The 20,473-nt window shown below is 36.6% G+C and carries 19 protein-coding genes and 1 tRNA gene; 12 read left to right on the plus strand and 8 right to left on the minus strand.

Annotated features, from left to right (window positions below):
* Positions 1–394 precede the first annotated feature (394 nt).
* The 3 genes from asnS (at position 395) to rpoN (ending at position 4,127) form a co-directional block, all read left to right on the plus strand.
* Positions 395–1,831: an asparagine--tRNA ligase gene (gene asnS, locus BMZ76_RS12360; protein WP_091207035.1), complete on the plus strand. Its 1,437-nt coding sequence runs from the start codon at positions 395–397 to the stop codon at positions 1,829–1,831.
* A 302-nt stretch (positions 1,832–2,133) separates the two neighbouring features.
* Complete coding sequence (locus BMZ76_RS12365; RefSeq protein ID WP_208857665.1) at positions 2,134–2,415, plus strand: GxxExxY protein; 282 nt, start codon at positions 2,134–2,136, stop codon at positions 2,413–2,415.
* 245 nt (positions 2,416–2,660) lie between these two features.
* Positions 2,661–4,127, plus strand: coding sequence for an RNA polymerase factor sigma-54 (rpoN, locus tag BMZ76_RS12370; protein ID WP_091207230.1), 1,467 nt, complete (start codon positions 2,661–2,663; stop codon positions 4,125–4,127).
* 208 nt (positions 4,128–4,335) lie between these two features.
* On the opposite strand, the gene BMZ76_RS12375 is transcribed toward rpoN, so the two are convergent.
* Positions 4,336–4,926, minus strand: a complete 591-nt coding sequence (locus BMZ76_RS12375) for a thymidine kinase (protein ID WP_091207038.1) — start codon at positions 4,924–4,926, stop codon at positions 4,336–4,338.
* Between the two features lie 246 nt (positions 4,927–5,172).
* Here BMZ76_RS12375 and BMZ76_RS12380 point away from each other — a divergent pair, with 246 nt between their 5' ends.
* The 7 genes from BMZ76_RS12380 (at position 5,173) to BMZ76_RS12410 (ending at position 12,109) form a co-directional block, all read left to right on the plus strand.
* Entirely contained in the window at positions 5,173–6,318 is a 1,146-nt protein-coding gene (locus tag BMZ76_RS12380; RefSeq protein ID WP_091207042.1) for a hypothetical protein, read from the plus strand.
* A gap of 77 nt (positions 6,319–6,395) precedes the next feature.
* Positions 6,396–7,109 carry a 16S rRNA (cytidine(1402)-2'-O)-methyltransferase gene (gene rsmI, locus BMZ76_RS12385; RefSeq protein WP_091207045.1) on the plus strand — a complete coding sequence of 238 codons (714 nt, stop codon included), beginning with the start codon at positions 6,396–6,398 and terminating at the stop codon, positions 7,107–7,109.
* 2 nt (positions 7,110–7,111) lie between these two features.
* On the plus strand, positions 7,112–8,164 hold the full coding sequence (locus tag BMZ76_RS12390; RefSeq protein WP_091207049.1) for a flavin monoamine oxidase family protein: 1,053 nt from the start codon (positions 7,112–7,114) through the stop codon (positions 8,162–8,164).
* A gap of 13 nt (positions 8,165–8,177) precedes the next feature.
* Complete coding sequence (locus BMZ76_RS12395; RefSeq protein WP_091207052.1) at positions 8,178–8,522, plus strand: HopJ type III effector protein; 345 nt, start codon at positions 8,178–8,180, stop codon at positions 8,520–8,522.
* A 116-nt stretch (positions 8,523–8,638) separates the two neighbouring features.
* Positions 8,639–10,330: a single-stranded-DNA-specific exonuclease RecJ gene (recJ, locus tag BMZ76_RS12400; RefSeq protein WP_091207055.1), complete on the plus strand. Its 1,692-nt coding sequence runs from the start codon at positions 8,639–8,641 to the stop codon at positions 10,328–10,330.
* A 9-nt stretch (positions 10,331–10,339) separates the two neighbouring features.
* On the plus strand, positions 10,340–11,608 hold the full coding sequence (locus tag BMZ76_RS12405) for an MFS transporter (protein ID WP_091207058.1): 1,269 nt from the start codon (positions 10,340–10,342) through the stop codon (positions 11,606–11,608).
* 144 nt (positions 11,609–11,752) lie between these two features.
* Positions 11,753–12,109, plus strand: a complete 357-nt coding sequence (locus BMZ76_RS12410) for a DUF6686 family protein (protein WP_091207061.1) — start codon at positions 11,753–11,755, stop codon at positions 12,107–12,109.
* A gap of 416 nt (positions 12,110–12,525) precedes the next feature.
* Here BMZ76_RS12410 and BMZ76_RS12420 read toward each other — a convergent pair whose 3' ends face one another.
* Genes BMZ76_RS12420 through BMZ76_RS12430 form a run of 4 tightly spaced genes read right to left on the minus strand, consistent with a single transcriptional unit; the run spans position 12,526 to position 14,728 of the window.
* Entirely contained in the window at positions 12,526–13,278 is a 753-nt protein-coding gene (locus tag BMZ76_RS12420) for a UDP-2,3-diacylglucosamine diphosphatase (RefSeq protein WP_091207069.1), read from the minus strand.
* A 4-nt stretch (positions 13,279–13,282) separates the two neighbouring features.
* Positions 13,283–13,747 carry a 6-pyruvoyl trahydropterin synthase family protein gene (locus BMZ76_RS12425; protein ID WP_091207073.1) on the minus strand — a complete coding sequence of 155 codons (465 nt, stop codon included), beginning with the start codon at positions 13,745–13,747 and terminating at the stop codon, positions 13,283–13,285.
* Positions 13,748–13,780: 33 nt separating this feature from the next.
* Positions 13,781–13,954, minus strand: a complete 174-nt coding sequence (locus BMZ76_RS15940; protein WP_167543016.1) for a hypothetical protein — start codon at positions 13,952–13,954, stop codon at positions 13,781–13,783.
* A 6-nt stretch (positions 13,955–13,960) separates the two neighbouring features.
* Positions 13,961–14,728, minus strand: a complete 768-nt coding sequence (locus BMZ76_RS12430) for an enoyl-CoA hydratase/isomerase family protein (protein WP_091207077.1) — start codon at positions 14,726–14,728, stop codon at positions 13,961–13,963.
* Positions 14,729–14,853: 125 nt separating this feature from the next.
* Here BMZ76_RS12430 and BMZ76_RS12435 point away from each other — a divergent pair.
* Positions 14,854–14,927, plus strand: a tRNA-Ala gene (locus BMZ76_RS12435).
* Positions 14,928–15,006: 79 nt separating this feature from the next.
* Here the strand turns inward: BMZ76_RS12435 and mtgA are convergent.
* Both mtgA and BMZ76_RS12445 read right to left on the minus strand, forming a co-directional pair.
* Positions 15,007–15,753: a monofunctional biosynthetic peptidoglycan transglycosylase gene (gene mtgA, locus BMZ76_RS12440; protein ID WP_091207082.1), complete on the minus strand. Its 747-nt coding sequence runs from the start codon at positions 15,751–15,753 to the stop codon at positions 15,007–15,009.
* Positions 15,753–16,865 carry an NAD(P)/FAD-dependent oxidoreductase gene (locus tag BMZ76_RS12445; protein WP_091207087.1) on the minus strand — a complete coding sequence of 371 codons (1,113 nt, stop codon included), beginning with the start codon at positions 16,863–16,865 and terminating at the stop codon, positions 15,753–15,755. The genes mtgA and BMZ76_RS12445 overlap by 1 nt, the downstream gene beginning before the upstream one ends.
* Before the next feature lie 236 nt (positions 16,866–17,101).
* On the opposite strand from BMZ76_RS12445, the gene BMZ76_RS12450 reads away from it, so the two are divergent.
* Positions 17,102–19,003, plus strand: a complete 1,902-nt coding sequence (locus BMZ76_RS12450; RefSeq protein WP_091207090.1) for a S9 family peptidase — start codon at positions 17,102–17,104, stop codon at positions 19,001–19,003.
* A gap of 61 nt (positions 19,004–19,064) precedes the next feature.
* On the opposite strand, the gene accC is transcribed toward BMZ76_RS12450, so the two are convergent.
* A complete protein-coding gene (gene accC / locus BMZ76_RS12455; RefSeq protein ID WP_091207094.1) occupies positions 19,065–20,411 on the minus strand; it encodes an acetyl-CoA carboxylase biotin carboxylase subunit in 1,347 nt (448 codons plus the stop codon).
* Positions 20,412–20,473 lie beyond the last annotated feature (62 nt).

A 20,473-nucleotide genomic window follows, 5' to 3' on the forward strand; every position in this document is an offset into this window, starting at 1 on the left:
TTCCCGCTATTCGTTACAATCTTCCTGTTTTTTAAAGAAAAAAACAGGAAGGATTTTCACTGCTATCGCGGCTACGGAATTGTGGAAAGTAATTCATCTTGTTTTATCCTGCAACTTTTTTTTAGCCGTGTAGGTATATTTAAACACCTGTAAGGTTAAAAAAAACCATACAGGAAATCCCTAAGAATAGTTCTGAAAAATCCTAAATAACTTCATTTGGTTAGCCCCGATAGTAGCGGCATCCTTTTACTTTTTCCTTTAAAAAGTAAAAGATATAGCGAATAGCGGGAAATAGCTCCTCAATACCCTATTTCATGCAATGACTTTTAAAACAAATCATTTATATTTGCAGTTCAGTCACGAGACACTATTTAATATCAATTATACACCTAAAATGAGACATACAAAAGTTAAAGACTTACTAAACAGCACCACAACGCTTCATGAAGTAAATGCAAAAGGATGGGTGAGAACTTTTAGAAACAATCAATTTATTGCCTTAAACGATGGTTCGACCATTGATAATATACAGTGTGTTGTCGATTTTGAGAACACGCCAGACGAGACTTTGAAGAGAATTACCACTGGAGCAGCAATATCTGTAACAGGAACTTTGGTAGAAAGTAAAGGTGCCGGACAAAAATTTGAAATTCAGGTAGCTAAGCTGGAAATCCTTGGAGATTCAGATGCGGAGAAATTCCCGATACAACCTAAAAACAAACCGAGCTTGGACTTCTTGCGTGAAAATGCGCATTTAAGAGTTCGTACCAATATGTTTGGAGCGATTATGAGAGTGCGTTCAGTATTATCGTTTGCCGTTCACAGTTATTTTCAAGAGAAAGGTTTTGTCTATGTGAATACGCCAATAATCACAGGATCAGATGCTGAAGGTGCCGGTGAAATGTTTAAAGTTACCGCTTTGCCATTTGACGGAACGCCAAGAACCGAAGACGGAAAAGTAAATTACAAGGAAGATTTCTTCGGAAAAGAAACAAACCTTACGGTTTCGGGACAACTGGAAGGAGAAACTTTTGCAATGGCTTTGGGACAGATTTATACTTTTGGACCAACATTTAGAGCCGAAAACTCGAATACTTCCCGTCACCTTGCGGAATTTTGGATGATTGAGCCGGAAGTTGCTTTCAATGATTTAAATGACAACATGGATTTGGCTGAAGATTTTATTCAGCATGTAATCAAATATACTTTGGAAAAATGTCCGGAAGATTTAAAATTTCTTGAAGGAAGATTATTGGATGAAGAGAAATCGAAACCAGTTGCGGAGAGAAGCGAAATGGCTTTACTTGACAAACTAAACTTTGTTTTGGAAAACAATTTCAAACGTGTTTCATACACCGAAGCCATTGATATTTTAAGAGATTGTACGCCAAATAAAAAGAAAAAATTTAACTATATCATTAACGAATGGGGTGCGGACTTGCAAAGCGAACACGAGCGTTATTTGGTGGAAAAACACTTTAAATGCCCGGTAATCTTGTTTGATTACCCAGCAAATATCAAAGCATTTTATATGCGTTTGAACGAAGACGGAAAAACGGTTCGTGCGATGGATATCCTTTTCCCAGGGATTGGAGAAATCGTGGGAGGTTCTCAAAGAGAAGAGCGTTTTGATGTTTTGGTTGAAAAAATGAAAGCCTTAGGAATCGATGAAGAAGAATTGTGGTGGTACCTTGATACAAGACGATTCGGTTCAGCAGTTCACTCTGGTTTTGGACTTGGATTCGAAAGATTGGTATTATTTGTAACAGGAATGACAAATATTCGTGACGTAATTCCTTTTCCAAGAACGCCAATGAATGCGGAATTTTAGATTTTACTACGAAGTTTTTTTGCCGCAAAGGCGCTAAGACACTAAGTTTTTTTTTGTAAAGCTGGAAAGAGGTTTTGCCGCAAAGACGCTAAGACACTAAGTTTTTTAATGTGAAGAATGAAAATTAAAAACTTTTGTAAAACCGAAAAGAGGTTTTACGTGAAGACATTAAGACTTAAAGAAATTGTAAAAAAAACTATTGTTTTATCTGTGTTTTTGTGATAAACTATTTTAGATAAAGGGCTTTGCGAAGTGGTGCCTTCGTGGCAAGAAAAAAAAGTTAGTAGTAAAAAAAATAAAAAATGATTACAGAAAGAACTGAAGCCATTGCTAAAATAGTTGTTAATTCGGCTTTTAAAGTTCATAAAGAACTTGGACCTGGTTTATTGGAAAGAGTTTATGAAGTTTGTTTGGCTCACGAAATCAGTAAAGCGGGTCTTGCTGTAAAAAGACAAATAGACATTCCCATTGTTTACGATGGCATTGAATTTAGTGAAGGTTTACGACTCGATTTATTAGTTGAAGATTCTATTATCATAGAAGTAAAAGCGGTAGAACAAGTAAATTCTGTTTGGGAAGCTTAAATCATCAGCCATTTAAAATTGCTGAATAAAGATTTAGGATTTTTGATTAATTTCAATGTTCCATTAATAAAAAGTGGCATTCGAAGATTTATTAACACAAAAAAGTATTATTGATAAACTTAACTCCTTTATGGCTGTAAAAATTAAATAAAAAAATTTGTGCCTTGTTATTATAAAAATTATGTAAAAACTTTGTGCCTTTGCGTCTTAGTGCCAAAAAAGCAAAACAAATTAGTGCCTTAAATATGCTAAAGCAATTCTTAAATTTAAAATTATCACAGAAATTATCTCCTCAACAAATTCAGTTGATGAAGTTAATACAATTGCCTACGCAAGCTTTTGAACAACGTTTAGTAGAAGAAATGAACGAAAATCCTGCTTTAGAAGCCGGAAAAGAAGAAGATGAGTTCGAGAAAGACGAGTTCGAAAACGAAGATTATGACGATTATGATGACTCGGAATCGGATAGAATTGAAGCCGAAGACATCAATATTGACGAATATTTAAGCAACGACGAAACTCCAGACTATAAAACACAGGCCAACAATTATAGTGATGACGATGAAGATCGAGAAACGCCTTTTGCTGCGCCAATAAGTTTTCATCAGGATTTAATCAATCAATTGAACACTTTTATCCTGAATGATGAAGAGCGCGAAATTGCTGAATTTCTAGTAGGAAGTATTGATGATATGGGTTATATCCGTCGCAGCGTTCCTGATATGGTGGACGATATGGCGTTTACCCAAGGCATTTACACCGATGATAAAATGGTGGATAAAATGTTGCTGGTCATTCATGAACTGGAACCTTCGGGCGTTGGCGCACGTGATCTACAGGAATGTTTGTTGTTGCAATTAAAACACAAAACACCAACGGAATCCGTAGAATTAGCCACTGATATTATCGAAAATCAGTTTGATGCGTTTACCAAAAAACATTACGACAAGTTATTACAAAAATACAATGTTTCGAATGAGCAACTGAAAAAAGCCATCCACGAAATAGAAAAACTGAATCCAAAACCAGGAGGATCCTTTACTGGTAACAATAAAGTAACGGAAAATGTGGTTCCTGATTTTGCGATCCGAATTGTGGACGGCGAGCTGGAACTGACCTTGAATGGACGAAATGCTCCTTCGCTGCACGTTTCAAAGGATTATCAGGAAATGATGCAAACCTACAAGGATTCCCGAGATAAATCAGCACAGCAAAAAGATGCGGTGCAGTTTATCAAACAGAAACTGGATTCGGCTAAATGGTTTATCGACGCGATCCGTCAACGTCAGGAAACCCTTTTTGTAACCATGAATGCGATTATGCATTATCAGCAGGAATATTTTCTGGATGGTGATGAAACCAAGTTGAAACCGATGATTCTGAAAGACATTGCGGACATGGTAGGTTTGGATATTTCAACCATTTCACGTGTGGCCAACAGCAAATATGTGGAAACGCCTTATGGCACGAAACTGATAAAGGAATTTTTCTCGGAATCTATGAAAAACGACCAAGGGGAAGATGTTTCGACTTTAGAAATAAAGAAAATTCTTCAAAATACAATCGAGGAAGAGGACAAGAAAAAACCACTTCCAGACGATCAATTAGCTGAAATTCTTAAAGATAAAGGCTATCCAATTGCGAGAAGAACAATTGCAAAATACAGAGAACAACTCGATATTCCCGTAGCGAGAATGAGGAAGAAGATATAACTAATTATGATTTTGTAATTGCGAATTACAATCCAGAATTATAGGTTCTCATTCTTTATTTTTTTTTAAATCTGGCAAGAAAAATAATATTTTTTTAAATTTAAAACCCTTTCAAAATTCTAAACTTTGAAAGGGTTTGTCTTTTTAAAAACTTTATATTTTATCCAGTTCCGGCTCCCTCTTCTTTGGAGAGGGTTGGGTAGAGGATTTACTTCTCCTGATCTTTTCGCATCGCGTGATAATACGCGGCACGGCTCAACGGTTCGTATTCTTCAGTTTCACCCAGCATAACGAGTTTATCATTGTCTGTTTTACGGAAACTATAATTCGCCAGATTGCCGGTGCGGGTGCATACAGCATGAACTTTGGTCACATATTCGGCGGTGGCCATTAAGGCAGGCATGGGGCCAAAAGGATTTCCCTTAAAATCCATATCCAATCCTGCAACAATTACCCGGATTCCCTGATTCGCCAAATCATTACAAATTTTGACAATTTCGTCATCGAAAAACTGTGCTTCGTCAATGCCTACCACATCACAACCTTGCGCCAAAATAGCAATATTTGCAGCAGCAGGAACAGGTGTGGAACGGATTTCATTGGAGTCATGTGAAACTACCATATCGTCATGATAGCGTGTATCAATTTCAGGTTTGAAAATCTCTACTTTTTGCTTGGCAAATTGCGCTCTTTTTAAACGACGGATTAATTCTTCGGTTTTACCCGAAAACATGGAGCCGCAAATGACTTCAATCCAACCAAATTGTTCTTTATGATTTACTGTATTTTCGAGAAACATTTTGTATTTTTCTGACTTAAAAAATGAATAGTTTTTATTACTTTGTAATGGATAAACCGACTTAAAAATTTTATACTTTTACGTCGTTTCAAAAGTATAAAATTTATCTCAAATCGGAGATTTGCGAGCACTTATTTAAAAAAATAAAAATTGCCTACACGAAGATTCCATTTGTTACGGAAGATATAAACGAAAGACAAAACGCAACAATAAAGTCTCGCTTAACACACTATAAGTTCAACAGTTATGAAAAAAAAATTGGAAGCCGATTTAATCAGCATTGCACACAGAATATTACAGCTAAAAAATAAATCTGATATCAATCAATTATATCTGGAAACACAGAAGTTATACGAAAAACTTTCTGTCTTACGATTTGTAGACGAACACTTTAGTGAGGCAAAACCAACGATTGGCGTTGCTGAAATAGACCGAAAAATAGAATCTGTTTTTAACAAAATAGAATCGGCACAACCAGGAATCAAAGCTGCAGTCGAAGAAACTGTTGCTGAAGAAATTCTTGAAACATCATTAGAACAATCTAAACCAACTGCTGAAACACCTGAATCTGAAACGAATATTGCTGAAGAAACCACTGCTGAAGTAACTTTAGAAAAACCAGCAGTAACTGCAGGTGAATCTAAAACGAGTATCGAGGTCAAAGAAATTGTTGAGGCGCCATTGGAAGAAACAAAAGTCACCGCTGATAAATCTGAAACGAGTCTAGAAGAAGAAACTGCTGAGGTGGCTTTGGAAGAAACAAATCCCAATGAAGAAATAACCGCAGAAGAAACAGAAGAAACAGAAGAAACAGAAGAAACAGAAGATCGCATTCTTGAGAAAGAAATAGTTGCTGAGGAAAAAGAAACTTCAGAACCTGAAACTGCTCCATTCACGCCGGCTTTTGAATTAACTCAAGAGGAGGAAGTACAAACGGAACTGGAAGTGCCAAAGAAAATGGAACCGATACAAATTTCTTTCGAAGATTTATTGGGCGGAAATTACCATGACACCCAGTTTGTAAAAGTCCAACAAATTGAAAATATCCCTACTGCAGTGGTAATCGAAACTCCAAAAGAAATCGTTGCAGAGGACGAAAAAGCGATGCCTGCAAAAGAAGAAACTACGGAACCAAAAACAGTTTCGTTGAACGAAAAATTAGCCAAGGGAATTAATATCGATTTGAACGACCGTTTAGCATTTATAAAACACCTTTTCGGCAACAGCAGCGAGGATTATAACCGCGTTTTAAATCAATTAATCACGTTTAATACTTTTTACGAAACCAGAGATTTTATCCAAGAAATGGTAAAACCGGATTACAACAACTGGGAAGGAAAACAAGAGTATGAGGAACGTTTTATGGATATTATAGAGAAAAAATTCTTGTAAATTTCCTTTAATTTTCCTGAATATACATTTGAACAAATACAGATTTGCGATAAAATCTGTATTTAATTATTTTATCTATGTCAAAATTATACATCGTTCCTACGCCTATTGGCAATCTCGAAGACATGACTTTTCGAGCGATTCGGATTCTTAAGGAAGTCGATTTGATTCTCGCCGAGGACACGCGTACGAGCGGAAAATTGTTAAAGCATTTCGAAATTGGCACGCACATGTACAGCCATCACATGCACAATGAGCACAAAACCATCGAAAATTTAATATCGAGATTAAAAGCCGGAGAAAATATCGCATTGATATCAGATGCGGGAACGCCTGCGATTTCGGATCCAGGTTTTTTATTGACACGCGCTTGTGTTGAAAATGGAGTTGAAGTAGAATGTTTACCAGGAGCAACAGCATTTGTTCCGGCATTGGTCAACAGCGGTCTACCCAATGACAAATTTATTTTCGAAGGTTTTTTACCCGACAAAAAAGGGAAACAAACCCGTTATTTAGCATTAGCCGAAGAAACGCGAACGATGATTTTATATGTTTCTCCACATAAATTACTAAAAACTTTAGCAGAATTCATCCCTTATTTTGGCGAAGACCGTCAAATCTCGGTTTCTAGAGAATTATCAAAATTACACGAAGAAAATGTTCGAGGAACGGTACGAGAAGTTTTAAATCATTTTGAAAAAATAGCTCCGAGAGGAGAAATTGTTGTGGTTGTAGGTGGAAAACCAATAACAAAAGAACCTAAAAAATCTAAATTCTCACCTGAAGAATAATCATGAAAAAGGAAAAAGTTATTCTAATTGGTGCAGGAATTTGTGGACTTTACACCGCTTTTTTACTCCAAAAAAAAGGAATTGAAGTTTTGATATTAGAAGCCAATATCCTAATTGGAGGTCGCATAAAAACCATATCAGGTACAACAGGCGTCACGATGGAAATGGGTGCGACTTGGTTTGGAAACCAACACAGTCATCTTTTAGAACTACTTCACACTTTAGAACTCCCCTATTTTAGACAACATACCCAGGGCATTTCTTTATTTGAAACAATGTCCTTTGTACCACCACAAAAATTTAAAATCTCAGATTCCGAGGAACCCTCTTTTCGCATCAAGGGTGGAACAGCAACGATAATAAAGAAATTAGTATCTGAAGTTGGAATACAACATATTAAAACACAAACCAAAATAGTTTCCATAAAAGAGGAAAACAATCAATTAATAGTTACGGATTCAAGAGGGAATAATTATTCAGCAGATAAAGTTATCAGTACTATTCCACCGAATTTGTTAGTGAATTCGGTTGTTTTTGAACCTAGATTGCCAGAGAATTTTACACAACTAGCCAAGAAAACACATACTTGGATGGGCGAATCCATTAAATTCGCTGTGGAATATAGAACTCCTTTTTGGAAACAGAATCACTATTCCGGAACTTTATTCAGCCAAGCCAGCATAATTCAGGAAATGTACGACCACAGCGCCGCTGATAATTCTGGTTTCGCATTGAAAGGATTCTTAAACGCTGGAACCGCAGTCCTATCTTTAGAAGAACGTAAAGAGAAAGTAATTGCACAATTGACTACTTTTTTTGGGCCAGAAGCCAACGAATATGTTGCCTATTATGAGAACATTTGGCGAGAAGAACTCTTTACGTTTCAACCTTACGAGCAATTGGTATTGGCACATCAAAACAACGGACATTCTTTATTTAAAATCCCATTATTAAACGGAAAATTATATGTTTCCGGAGCAGAAACCGCTACTAAAAATCCTGGTTATATGGACGGAGCTATTTTTGCCGCGAAAACAATTGCTTCTCAATTCTAACAATTAAATCAATATGACTATAGCCGCTTTTTTAAAAAAATTAACACAAACTCCTGCAGCCATTAACTTTGTAGAAACCATTGCGGTTATTGAAGCAAATTACGATTTTACGCCTACAGCATTTGAGAACGGACTGCAACACAATGTCGCAGGAGAAAATTCAGGATCCTGTAAATTGTTTGCTTTCGCCGAAATTCAAAACCTATCTGAAGCAGCTACATTAGCTTGTTTTGGAGCGTATTATTTCGAAGATGTTTTGAAAAATCCAAACGCGACAGATCATCAGAATATTCGTAATTTCATGAAAACTGGTTGGGATGGAATTGCCTTTTACGGCAGCGCTTTAGTATTAAAATAAAATAGCTAAACCGCAAATTCATAAATTAAAACGACAGAACTAATTAGTGAATTCGCGGTTATTCTTTTTGAAAGTTTCTAAAATCCTAATTTCAAAATCTAAAATCCCAAATTAATATGCGTTGGACCCTCAAACCAAAACCTTCCGAAGATACCGTAAAACATTTGGCGAAAACGTTGAATGTAGAACATTTTGTCGCCACTTTATTAGTGCAACGCGGTATTGAAACATTTGAGGATGCCAGACGATTTTTTCGTCCGAGTTTAGCTGATTTGCATGATCCATACCTGATGAAAGATATGGAAAAAGCAGTCGCTCGAATCGAAAAAGCAATTGAAAATGAGGAAAATATTCTTGTTTTTGGGGATTATGATGTCGATGGCACCACCGCAGTTTCACTCGTTTCTTCCTATTTAAAAACCTATTATGCAAACGTGGCAACTTACATTCCGGATCGTTATGATGAAGGCTACGGAATTTCATTTAAAGGAATTGACTTCGCTGATGACAATGGATTTTCGCTTATTATTGCTTTAGATTGTGGCATAAAATCTATCGATCATGTGGCTTATGCTAAAGCACGAAATATCGATTTTATCATTTGCGACCACCACAGACCCGGTGAATTTTTGCCTGAAGCGGTTGCCATCCTTGACCCAAAACGAGACGATTGTCACTATCCTTATGATGAATTATGCGGTTGCGGAATCGGTTTCAAATTAATTCAGGCTTTGGGCCAAAACCGAAATGAAAGTATCGATGATTTGATTCCGTATCTGGATTTAGTTGCTGCCGCAATTGCCGCTGATATCGTCCCGATGACTGGCGAAAATCGGGTCTTGGCTCATTTTGGATTGCAAGTTATCAATACTGATCCAAGACCCGGAATCAAAGCCATCATCCATCAAATAAAAAAACAAACTTTAGATATTACCGATGTTGTTTTTATCATCGCACCCCGAATAAATGCCGCCGGACGCATCAAACATGGCAATCATGCGGTAGAATTGTTAACCGAATTTGATTTTGAACAAGCCCAACAATTTGCTTCTGAAATTGAAGCCTATAATTCGGAGCGGAAAGATTTAGACAAATTAATCACCAAAGAAGCGTTACAACAAATTGAGAAAAACAATGAAAAAGAACGTTTTACATCCGTAGTTTTTCAAGAAGATTGGCACAAAGGCGTGATTGGAATTGTCGCTTCCCGACTAATTGAAACCTATTATCGTCCGACACTTGTTTTCACCAAAAGTGGTGATAAATACGCGGCTTCGGCACGTTCCGTAAAAGGATTTGATGTCTATAATGCACTCGAAGCGTGTACCGAGCATTTGGAACAATTTGGCGGTCACATGTATGCCGCTGGAATGACTTTAGCGGCAGAAAAATATCAAATCTTCAAAGATGCTTTCGAAAAAGAAGTTGAAAGAACCATTCATCCGGATATGTTGACGCCCGAAATTGCAGTTGATGCCGAGATTGATTTTGCTGATATTACTCCAAAATTAATCCGAATACTGAAACAATTTGAACCGTACGGACCACAAAATATGACACCAATTTTCCTGACCAAAAACATCAAAGACACCGGTTATGGGAAACCTCTTGGTCAGGATGAAGAACATTTAAAACTTTTTGTCAAACAAAATAACTCTGAAGGTCTTGCTGCAATTGGTTTTAATTTGGGAAATAAAATCGAACTGACTACTCATCAAAAACCTTTTCAAGCCGTGTATTGCATAGATGAAAACGAATGGAAAGGCAAAATAAGTTTGCAATTGCGATTGCGAGATATTAAAGAATGATTCTTTGTTATGAAAAAAAAAGACCCTTACTCGGCGCTGCGTTATAAAGAATTCAATATTTTTTTGTTATTGCGTTTTGCCATGGTTTTTGGCTGGTCGATGCAGTTTATCGTTATTGAATGGGAAGTTTACAGTTTGACCAAAAATCCGCTATCATTAGGAATCATCGGATTAATGGAAGTCATACCGGCAATTTCGATGGCTTTGTTTGCCGGACACATCGTTGATCAAAAGGAGAAAAAAGGATTGCTTTTCAAATGTATTTTAGGATTTTCAATTATTAGTTTGGGCTTGTTTTTATTTACGTGGCCACCCTTTATAAAAGACTTTTCCACCCAAACTATTTTATATTCCATTTACTTTTTTGTGTTTTTAGGCGGATTGGTTCGTGCTTTTCTTGGCCCGACGATATTTTCTCTTTTGGCATTGATTGTTCCTAAAAAAGAATATCCGAACGCTGCCACTTGGAGCAGTTCTGTTTGGCAAATAAGTTCGGTTTTAGGTCCTGCCGTGGCCGGTTTTTCGATCAATTGGATTGGTGTCCATTGGTCCATGTCAATTGTTTTAGGATGTTCACTACTTGCTTTAATGGCTTTGACCCAAATTGCAACAAAACCTATTTTGAATCCAAAAATTGGTGAACCCATTATGGAGAGTTTGAAAGAAGGCGTGAAATTTGTTTTTAATAATAAGACTATTTTAGGGGCTTTATCTCTTGATATGATTGCCGTACTTTTTGGTGGAGCCGTCGCTTTATTACCCATTTTTGCACAAGACATTTTAAAAGTGGGTCCACAAGGATTTGGAGTTTTGAGAGCCGCTCCGGCAGTTGGTGCTTTCTTGATGCTGATTATTTCTGCGTATATTCCTTTTACTAAAAATGCGGGTATGAAACTGCTATCAGCAATTTTTGCGTTTGGGATTTGTATTATCGTTTTTGGACTTTCATCTATTTTTTGGTTGTCCGTTGCAGCTTTATTTCTAAGCGGTGTTTTCGACGGGATTTCGGTGGTGATACGCCAAACTATTTTGCAATTAAAAACACCGGATCACATGAGAGGCCGAGTTGCGGCCGTGAATTCTATATTTGTGGGTTCCTCTAATGAATTGGGTGCTTTTGAAAGCGGATTAACCGCAAAGCTTATGGGAACTGTTAGCGCAGTGGTCTTTGGCGGAAGCATGACACTGATCACCGTATTAATTACCGGAGCTGTATCCCCTACTTTTAGAAAACTGGACTTGCAAAAAGATATTGAGGAACACGAAAAGAGCGAATAATAATTAAATCTTTATAACTTACTATCGATAATCATTCGGTAAAATAATTTTAAGATTTTTTACCGACTTTTTTATGTCTTTTTTATGTTTTATTATTTAGAACAAATATAAATAATGCGTATTTTTGTTTCAAACTGATGACACATGCAAGAAATAAAACAAATATATCATAACAATTTAGGCACGGCTTTTTACTGGAGAAAGGATAATGGCCTTGTATTGGACAAAGTCCAACTGGTTTTTAGAGAAATGGGATTTTATTTTACCCAGCAGGAATTGCACCTATTTAAACGCTATATTGAGGACAGCTATATCCAAAATAAATCCTGCGACGATTGCGAACTAAAAAACAAATGTCACAAATTTTTACTAAAAACGCCTTGTTCACAAATTGATTTGGCCGTTTCCATGGAAGAATTAGATGCCGTAAAAGACTTAGTGGAAGGCACTTTGTTTAAAATAAATTTGGATAATTATTTGTATGGAGAGGGAATGAATTAGAGATTGGGATTTTTGCAATAATTGCAAAATGTACAAAAAGCATTCTCTTACATACTTTTCAGTTTTTAATTCTATTGATATGTTTCTCGTTTTGTATTCTGTAAAACGAAATCATGAAAAATACAGTTGCGACGATAATTTTGAAATATGATTTTTTGTTATATTCAAAAGAAAAATCATCCAAATCGACAGATAATAATCCGACAAGTAACAATATAATCCCTGAATAAATAAAAAACTTGGTTAATTTATTTTCGGTTTTCATAATTTTAATCTTTGTAAATAATTTCTAAGTTTAATTACATCAAATATATCCAAAAAGAAAATACTAACGGAGAACCATCAGGATATCTGTAAGTTTTTTTACACAGTCAAAACAAAAAAGGAAAGACTGGAAGAGAACCCTTAAAAATTTATTAATACTTCTTGATTTCAAAATTCTCACCATCAAAAACACCATAGGTGAAATAGGTAATCCAATCACCCAGATTCACATACTCGGCATTTTCTCCTACGGTTACTTTCATAGGCAAGTGACGGTGGCCAAAAATAAGGTAATTGTAGTGTTTGGTTTCCAGTTTTCTTTTGGAATAAAGAATCAGCCATTCATTGTCTTCACCAAGAAAGGTCACATCTTCATCGCCAGAAATCAGTTTGTTTTTTACCGAAAGGTATTGTGCCAATTTCACGCCAATATCCGGATGAAGCCATCTGAAAAGCCATTTGAAAAATGGATTTGTAAATATTTTTTTCATGCGTTTGTATCCTAAATCGCCAGGACCTTTTCCGTCTCCGTGACCAATTAGGAATGTTTTATCTCCAAAAGTGTATTTTTGATTGTCATGAAACACGGGAATATTGAGTTCTTTCTGGAAATAATCTTCCATCCATAAATCGTGATTTCCCACAAAGAAATAAATTGGGATTCCGCTGTCTCGGATTTCGGCGAGTTTGCCTAAAACACGGATAAACCCTTTTGGGACAACGGTTTTATATTCAAACCAAAAATCAAATAAGTCGCCCAATAGAAAGATAGCTTCAGCGTCGTCTTTTACTTCATCCAGCCAAGCCACAAATTTTTGTTCTCTCGGAAAACTCAATTCGGGTGTTGGCGCGCCAAAATGCTGATCGGAGGCGAAATATATTTTTTTGTTATTGGATAATTGCATGGAGCTACATTATGGATTTCATATTATCGCTGGCAAACCATTCGGCGAAAGAAGAATCAGTTTCTTGTAATTTTAAGGAAAAAAGAGAGATTCCCTCCGGCAATCGGCTGATTATTCTTTGAGAAAAATCAACTACCATGTTTTCGCTCGTTGGTTGGTACTCTACCAAAATAACGTGGTGTCCTCGGCTGATTAATTCCTCTGCCAATTCGATATGCGGCGTTGTTCCGTTAAAAACTGTCGCATGGTCAAATTGATCGACAATTTCTTCTTTTACAATTTTCTTTAGATCCGTGAAGTCAATCACCATTCCAAATTTCACATTAGAACGATCTGTTATTGGAGTTCCAATTACCGTTACTGACAATTTATAACTATGTCCGTGAACATTTTTACATTTCCCGTCGTAGCCGTATAAGGCGTGTCCAGTTTCGAAACTAAATTGTTTTGTAATTCTGATATTGCTCATCGGAGTTTAATTTTAATGCAAATTTAATAATAATTATAGGTCTTTGTCTCTTTTTTTTGCACTGGTGTACATCCAGTAAGCCAAAGCAAGTAAAACAACAAAAGGAATAAAGGATCCAATAACAATCCCTATTTGATAACTGCTGTCTGTTGCATTTTTTAGTTTTTCTTCAATGTTTACTCGTTGAACAAGCATCAGAATTTTCATAATGAACTATTTTTTAAATTGTAATAATGCTTTTTTGGTAAAATCAGATAACACCAATCTTCCAGAAATAGCGGCTCTCTCTAACAAAAGTGTTTTCCATTCTTGGGTACCATCCCACAACACTTTTTTCATTTCGGCTAATGCTTCAGGATTATAACTGGATAATTTATCAGTAAAATCAACTATTGCGGCATCCAACGCTTCAATAGTTTCAAAATTATTGGCATACAATCCTTTGGCTACAGCCCAATCAGCAGTTTTCCATTCGTGAGCTGCCAGCGTCATTTCGGTCATCGCCGTTTTTCCGATTTTCTTCGAAACGACAGGTTCTATAACAAAGGGACCAATTCCGATAGCCAATTCTGATAATTTTATTGATGCATTTTTTGTAGCCAATGTATAATCACAAGCGGAAGCAATTCCTACGCCGCCACCAACTGCTTTTCCGTGAATTCGCCCCACGATAAGCTTGGAACACAAACGCATTGCATTGATTAAATGGGCAAATCCAGAAAAGAACTCGGTTCCTTCTGATTCATTGGAAACAGCCAAAAGTTCATCAAATGAAGCACCTGCACAAAAAGCACCTGAGCCTTCACTTTGTATAATTATCACCGAAACAGTTGGATCGGCACTTAAATTATTGAATTTAGTAGTGAGTCGGTCTAACAATTCTCTCGGAAAAGAATTACTTGAAGGATGACCAAATGTAACGGTTGCAATTTTATTATCGATAGTTGTGAAGAGTGAACCTAAAGGGTTTTCTGATGCCATAGTGGGGATTTTGATGTAAAGTTAAAAAAAGTAAAGTAGGATTTGACTTTTTTTAAAATAGAATGGATTTGTATTTTGAAATTTGCTTTTTGGAAAATTTATATGCTATATTTGCCGAATAGTTTGGGGGATTAGCTCATTTGGCTAGAGTGCTTGCCTGGCAGGCAAGAGGTGATCGGTTCGAATCCGATATTCTCCACAAAAAAACCGTGAAATCTTTTTAGTAAGAGTTTACGGTTTTTTATTTTTTGAGATTGTATTTTTACATTTAATTAAAACTATTTTGGATATTCAATTTTACCCACTTGTCGCATCACGCGTACAATTTTAGCTTTTCGCCTGTTAATGTACGTGGAAGAACTGGTAGCCGAATATTTTCTTGGATTGGGCAAAATCGCGGCTATTCCTGCAGCCTGGATTAGTGTTAAACTGGAAGCATCTTTTCGATACCAATGTTCTGTGGCTGCTTGTGCTCCGTAGACCCCATTCCCCATTTCGATACTGTTCAAATACACTTCCATGATGCGTTCTTTTCCCCAAATGATTTCAATAAGAACAGTGAAATACGCTTCAAGTCCTTTTCTTAAATAACTTCGTCCTTGCCAAAGAAATACATTTTTGGCTGTTTGTTGCGATATTGTGCTTCCACCTTTTATTCTTCGACCTCGTTCATTGCTTTTGTACGCTTTTTGCATGGCGACAAAATCAAACCCATTGTGTATTAGAAACGTTCCATCTTCACTGGCGATTACGGCTTTTTGAAGATTCATGGAGATGTTTTCAATTGGTTCCCAGTCGTGACTAAAGAAAACTTCTTTTCCAGCTACTTTATTTTCAATCCCCCGAATGACCATCAAAGGCGTAAATGGAACGGGCACAAATTTAAAAAACACCACAAAAAACAAAGAGAGTCCGAGGAACCACAACAATATTTTGAATAAAAAACGAGTTAGTTTGCTCATAAAAGAGGTTGGTTCTTTTTTAATGGGTTGTTTTGATTTCCTGGGTGTTATTTTTGTTGCCATTATACTAAATCTGCTAATTCTGTTCCAATTAAACTTCCTATTGCCACTCCCATTCCACCCAATCGCACACCACAATAGACATTGTCAGACAGTCGTGAAACGATTGGATTTTTGCTGTTACCAATACCCATGATACCGCTCCAGCGGTGTGCAATTTGGAAATCCTGATTTGGCAAAATTACTTCTTTTAATAATTGTTCCAATTTTTTTTGTACAATTTCTGTTTGTCCAAATTCAGTTGTATTTTCCGTCTCAATATCTAGGTTTCTTCCACCACCCAAAAGTATTCTATCGCCAATATTCCTGAAATAATAATACCCTCTATCCAAGTGAAAAGTCCCTTTTATATCTAAATTTCTAATAGGTTCTGTAATCAAAACTTGTGCTCTGGCAGGTTTAACCGCGTCATTTGTCAATGTATTAGCAAAACCATTTGTTGCAAACAGTATTTTTTGGGTACTAAAACTGAAATCACCAAGTGCCACTTCCACTTTATTTCCTTTGTCGAAATAGGAGGTAACAGTTTGTTGGTTCAGAATCAATATATTTTTAGAAACCGCTTCTTTCAACAACGCTTGCATCATATTTCCAGTATCTATTTGTGCTTCAAACGGATTGAAAACTAGATATTCCTGTATGCCACCAAACCCAAATCGATCAACTTCCTTGGCAAAAACATCGGCTCTAAATAATGGTCTTAAGATTTCATTGATAAATGGTAATTTCCCAACACATTGATTATAGCTACTTTCGTCTTCTTTTAAAAATAACTCATATCCGCCGTACGGCTTGAAATCTATCGCGTCATCACCCAATCTTTTTCGCAACAACTGCAATCCTTGCCATCGTTTTTGAACAAGATGAATGACTTCCTCTTCCGAGTGGGATTTTAAATCGTCTATGATTTCTGAAAGACTTCCAAAACACGCAAACCCGGCATTTTTAGTACTCGCGCCTTGCGGTAACATTCCTTTTTCCAATACTAAAATTTTGCTTTTAGGGAATCTTTCGCGTAAGCGTAATGCAGCATGCAAGCCCACAATCCCACTTCCTACAATGGTATAATCTACATCAGTAAACCAGTTTTTTAGTTCCCAATAGCTCAAATCCATGTTCAAATTTTTTCATAAAAATAATAATTTTTTGGATTTATTCTGAATTTATTTTAGAAGCTAATCCCGCTATCCGTTACAATCTTTCTAGTCCTGAACTTGTTTCAGGATCCTGAAACAAGTTCAGGACTAGAAAGGATATACACCGCTATCAGGGCTAAAAAGCAAGTGTTAAAAACGAAAAAACATCAAATTAAATTGGCTAATTTTATCATTCGAAAAAATCTATTTTTAAAATGAAAAAAGTACTGCTTATAACCTTATTAATGATGAGTTTAACTACTATGGCACAAAATGTAATGACTCCAGAACTGCTTTGGAAACTTGGAAGAGTAGCTCCTTTAGGCATTTCCAAAGACGGAAAAAACGTAGTGTATAAAGTAGCCACTCCTTCCGTTCAAGAAAATAAATCGGATACAAAATTCTACACTTTACCCGTAAATGGTGGAAATCCAACCGAAGTAAAAGATACTAAAGACCTATTAAAAGACAAAAACAGTTCTCCAGACGGGAAATATATCGTTTATAATGAAGAAGTAAAAATCGAAAACGTTCATGGAAAAGATTTTTATCCGGAACTGGTAAAATCAGATGTTCAAATCTACGATGGGTTGAATTACCGTCATTGGGATACTTGGAACGAAGGCAAATTCAATCATGTTTTTTATAAAGAGAACAAAGATGGCGCTGTGGGAATTGACATTCTAAAAGGAGAAAATTTTGACAGTCCTCAAAAACCTTTTGGTGGCGATGAAGATTACATTTGGTCGCCAGACAGCAAAAGCATCCTTTATGTAAGCAAGAAAAAAACAGGAACTGACTATGCTCTTTCTACCAACACCAATATCTTCCAATACAACTTAGAAACTGGAAAAACTATCAATAAAACTGAAGAAAACCTGGGATATGATACCGCTCCACAATTTTCTCCTACAGGAAATTTGGCTTGGTTGCAGATGAAACGAGACGGTTATGAAGCCGATAAAAACGATCTGATTGTTAGCTTTAAAGGAATAAAAATGAACCTTACAGCAAATTGGGACGGAACGGTCGACAATTTCATCTGGAGTGGTGACGGAAAAAAAATATTTTTTGTTGCGCCTGTAGATGGAACAAAACAGTTGTTTGAAGTTAATTTTCCGGGGATGACCAAAATAGCAATTACCGTTCGCCAAATCACTATTGGCGATTTTGATGTCAATGATCTGGTTGGTTTTTCCGGCGGTACCATTATCGTGACGAGAACCGATATGAATCACGCTGCGGAAATATTTTCTTATAATCTGAAAAAAAACACATGGAAACAACTGTCCAATGTCAATACAACAACCTATGCTTCTTTGGCGCTAAGCAAAACCGAAAGAAGGTATGTAACGACAACCGATGGCAAAAAAATGTTAGTTTGGGTGATTCTTCCTCCTGATTTTGATGCTTCAAAAAAATACCCAACCCTTTTGTATTGTCAAGGCGGGCCACAATCTCCGTTGACACAATTTTATTCGTACCGATGGAATTTACAGTTGATGGCAGCAAATGGTTATATTGTCGTGGCTCCAAACCGTCGCGGCATGCAAGGCCACGGCGTAGCATGGAATGAGCAAATCAGCAAAGACTGGGGCGGACAGGTAATGGATGATTACCTATCAGCGATTGATGACGTGGCTAAGGAAAAATATGTTGATGCAACTCGTTTGGGATGCGTTGGTGCCAGTTACGGTGGGTATTCTGTTTTTTATCTGGCTGGAATTCACAATAACCGATTCAAAACTTTCATTGCCCACGATGGCGTTTATAATACCCAAAGCATGTTTGGAACTACCGAAGAAGTTTTCTTTAGCAATTGGGATTTTGGAGGTGCCTATTGGGAAAAAGACAATGCCATAGCTCAAAAAACCTACACGACATTCAACCCAATGACCAAAGTAGAAAAATGGAATAAACCTATTTTAATTATTCAGGGCGGAAAAGATTTTCGTGTACCAATTGGACAAGGCCAAGAAGCGTTCCAAGCTGCTCAATTGCTTGGAATAAAAAGCAGATTCCTGTATTTCCCGGAAGAAAACCATTGGGTACTGAAACCACAGAATGCTCAGGTTTGGCAAGGAGAATTTTTTAAATGGTTGAGAGAAACTTTGTAGATTAAGTAAAAACAAAAAAACCTTGCATCCCTGCAAGGTTTTTACTTAAATAAAGTATTTTTTATTCCGGATCGTTCATTTTGAAAGTATCCATAAATGCAGTGGTATAATCTCCTGAAATATAACGCGGATCATCCATTAATTGTCTGTGGAAAGGAATAGTCGTTTTTATACCTTCGATAACAAATTCATCTAAAGCTCTTCTCATTTTACTAATTGCTTCCTCGCGAGATTGAGCTGTAGTAATAAGTTTTGCAATCATTGAATCATAATTTGGCGGAATAGTGTACCCTGAATATACATGAGTATCTAAACGAACTCCATGTCCTCCCGGCATGTGCAATGTTGTAATTTTTCCTGGAGACGGACGGAAATCATTATAAGGATCTTCCGCATTAATACGGCATTCAATAGCATGCAATTGAGGCAAATAATTTTTCCCTGAAATAGCAACCCCTGCGGCTACAAGAATTTGTTCACGAATTAAATCATAATCAATGACTTGTTCTGTAATAGGGTGCTCTACTTGGATACGAGTATTCATTTCCATGAAGTAGAAATTACGGTTTTTATCCACCAAAAATTCTACAGTTCCAGCACCTTCATATTTAATGTATTCAGCTGCTTTTACAGCTGCTTCACCCATTTTAGTACGCAATTCATCTGTCATAAATGGTGAAGGCGTTTCTTCCGTCAATTTTTGATGACGTCTTTGTACGGAGCAGTCTCTTTCAGAAAGATGACACGCTTTTCCATAAGAATCGCCGATAACTTGAATTTCAATATGACGAGGCTCTTCAATTAATTTCTCCAAATACATTCCGTCATTCCCAAAAGCAGCTGCAGATTCCTGACGTGCACCTTCCCATGCTTTTAACAATTCATCTTCTTTCCAAACGGCACGCATCCCTTTACCACCGCCACCAGCAGTTGCTTTTAGCATTACTGGATAACCAAAATCTCTTGATAATTGCAAGGCTTGATCATACGACTCTAAAATACCTACTGAACCCGGAACACAAGGAACTCCTGCTTCGATCATAGTTGATTTTGCAGAGGCTTTATCTCCCATTCTATCAATCATCTCTGGAGACGCTCCAATAAATTTGATCCCATGTTCCTGACAAATTTTTGAAAATTTAGAATTTTCAGAAAGGAATCCGTATCCTGGATGTATTGCATCTGCGTTTGTAATTTCGGCAGCGGCAATAATATTTGACATTTTTAAATAGGATAAGTTGCTTGGAGGAGGTCCTATACAAACCGCTTCGTCAGCAAACTTTACATGAAGACTTTCGGCATCAGCAGTAGAATAAACAGCTACTGTTTTGATTCCCATTTCCTTACATGTTCTAATTACGCGTAACGCAATTTCCCCTCTATTTGCAATTAATATTTTTTTAAACATCTTATTTTATATTTTAAATTTAAAATTCCAATAGTCAAAACTCAATTTGGAATTGGAATTTT

Source organism: Flavobacterium xueshanense, assembly GCF_900112975.1.
Lineage (GTDB): Bacteria > Bacteroidota > Bacteroidia > Flavobacteriales > Flavobacteriaceae > Flavobacterium > Flavobacterium xueshanense.

Bases quoted from the DNA above. Each gene is read 5' to 3' on its own strand.
- asnS (WP_091207035.1), top strand. From the start codon at position 395: ATGAGACATACAAAAGTTAAAGACTTACTAAACAGCACCACAACGCTT.
- BMZ76_RS12365 (WP_208857665.1), top strand. From the start codon at position 2,134: ATGATTACAGAAAGAACTGAAGCCATTGCTAAAATAGTTGTTAATTCG.
- rpoN (WP_091207230.1), top strand. From the start codon at position 2,661: ATGCTAAAGCAATTCTTAAATTTAAAATTATCACAGAAATTATCTCCT.
- BMZ76_RS12375 (WP_091207038.1), bottom strand. From the start codon at position 4,926: ATGTTTCTCGAAAATACAGTAAATCATAAAGAACAATTTGGTTGGATT.
- BMZ76_RS12380 (WP_091207042.1), top strand. From the start codon at position 5,173: ATGAAAAAAAAATTGGAAGCCGATTTAATCAGCATTGCACACAGAATA.
- rsmI (WP_091207045.1), top strand. From the start codon at position 6,396: ATGTCAAAATTATACATCGTTCCTACGCCTATTGGCAATCTCGAAGAC.
- BMZ76_RS12390 (WP_091207049.1), top strand. From the start codon at position 7,112: ATGAAAAAGGAAAAAGTTATTCTAATTGGTGCAGGAATTTGTGGACTT.
- BMZ76_RS12395 (WP_091207052.1), top strand. From the start codon at position 8,178: ATGACTATAGCCGCTTTTTTAAAAAAATTAACACAAACTCCTGCAGCC.
- recJ (WP_091207055.1), top strand. From the start codon at position 8,639: ATGCGTTGGACCCTCAAACCAAAACCTTCCGAAGATACCGTAAAACAT.
- BMZ76_RS12405 (WP_091207058.1), top strand. From the start codon at position 10,340: ATGAAAAAAAAAGACCCTTACTCGGCGCTGCGTTATAAAGAATTCAAT.
- BMZ76_RS12410 (WP_091207061.1), top strand. From the start codon at position 11,753: ATGCAAGAAATAAAACAAATATATCATAACAATTTAGGCACGGCTTTT.
- BMZ76_RS12420 (WP_091207069.1), bottom strand. From the start codon at position 13,278: ATGCAATTATCCAATAACAAAAAAATATATTTCGCCTCCGATCAGCAT.
- BMZ76_RS12425 (WP_091207073.1), bottom strand. From the start codon at position 13,747: ATGAGCAATATCAGAATTACAAAACAATTTAGTTTCGAAACTGGACAC.
- BMZ76_RS15940 (WP_167543016.1), bottom strand. From the start codon at position 13,954: ATGAAAATTCTGATGCTTGTTCAACGAGTAAACATTGAAGAAAAACTA.
- BMZ76_RS12430 (WP_091207077.1), bottom strand. From the start codon at position 14,728: ATGGCATCAGAAAACCCTTTAGGTTCACTCTTCACAACTATCGATAAT.
- mtgA (WP_091207082.1), bottom strand. From the start codon at position 15,753: ATGGCAACAAAAATAACACCCAGGAAATCAAAACAACCCATTAAAAAA.
- BMZ76_RS12445 (WP_091207087.1), bottom strand. From the start codon at position 16,865: ATGGATTTGAGCTATTGGGAACTAAAAAACTGGTTTACTGATGTAGAT.
- BMZ76_RS12450 (WP_091207090.1), top strand. From the start codon at position 17,102: ATGAAAAAAGTACTGCTTATAACCTTATTAATGATGAGTTTAACTACT.
- accC (WP_091207094.1), bottom strand. From the start codon at position 20,411: ATGTTTAAAAAAATATTAATTGCAAATAGAGGGGAAATTGCGTTACGC.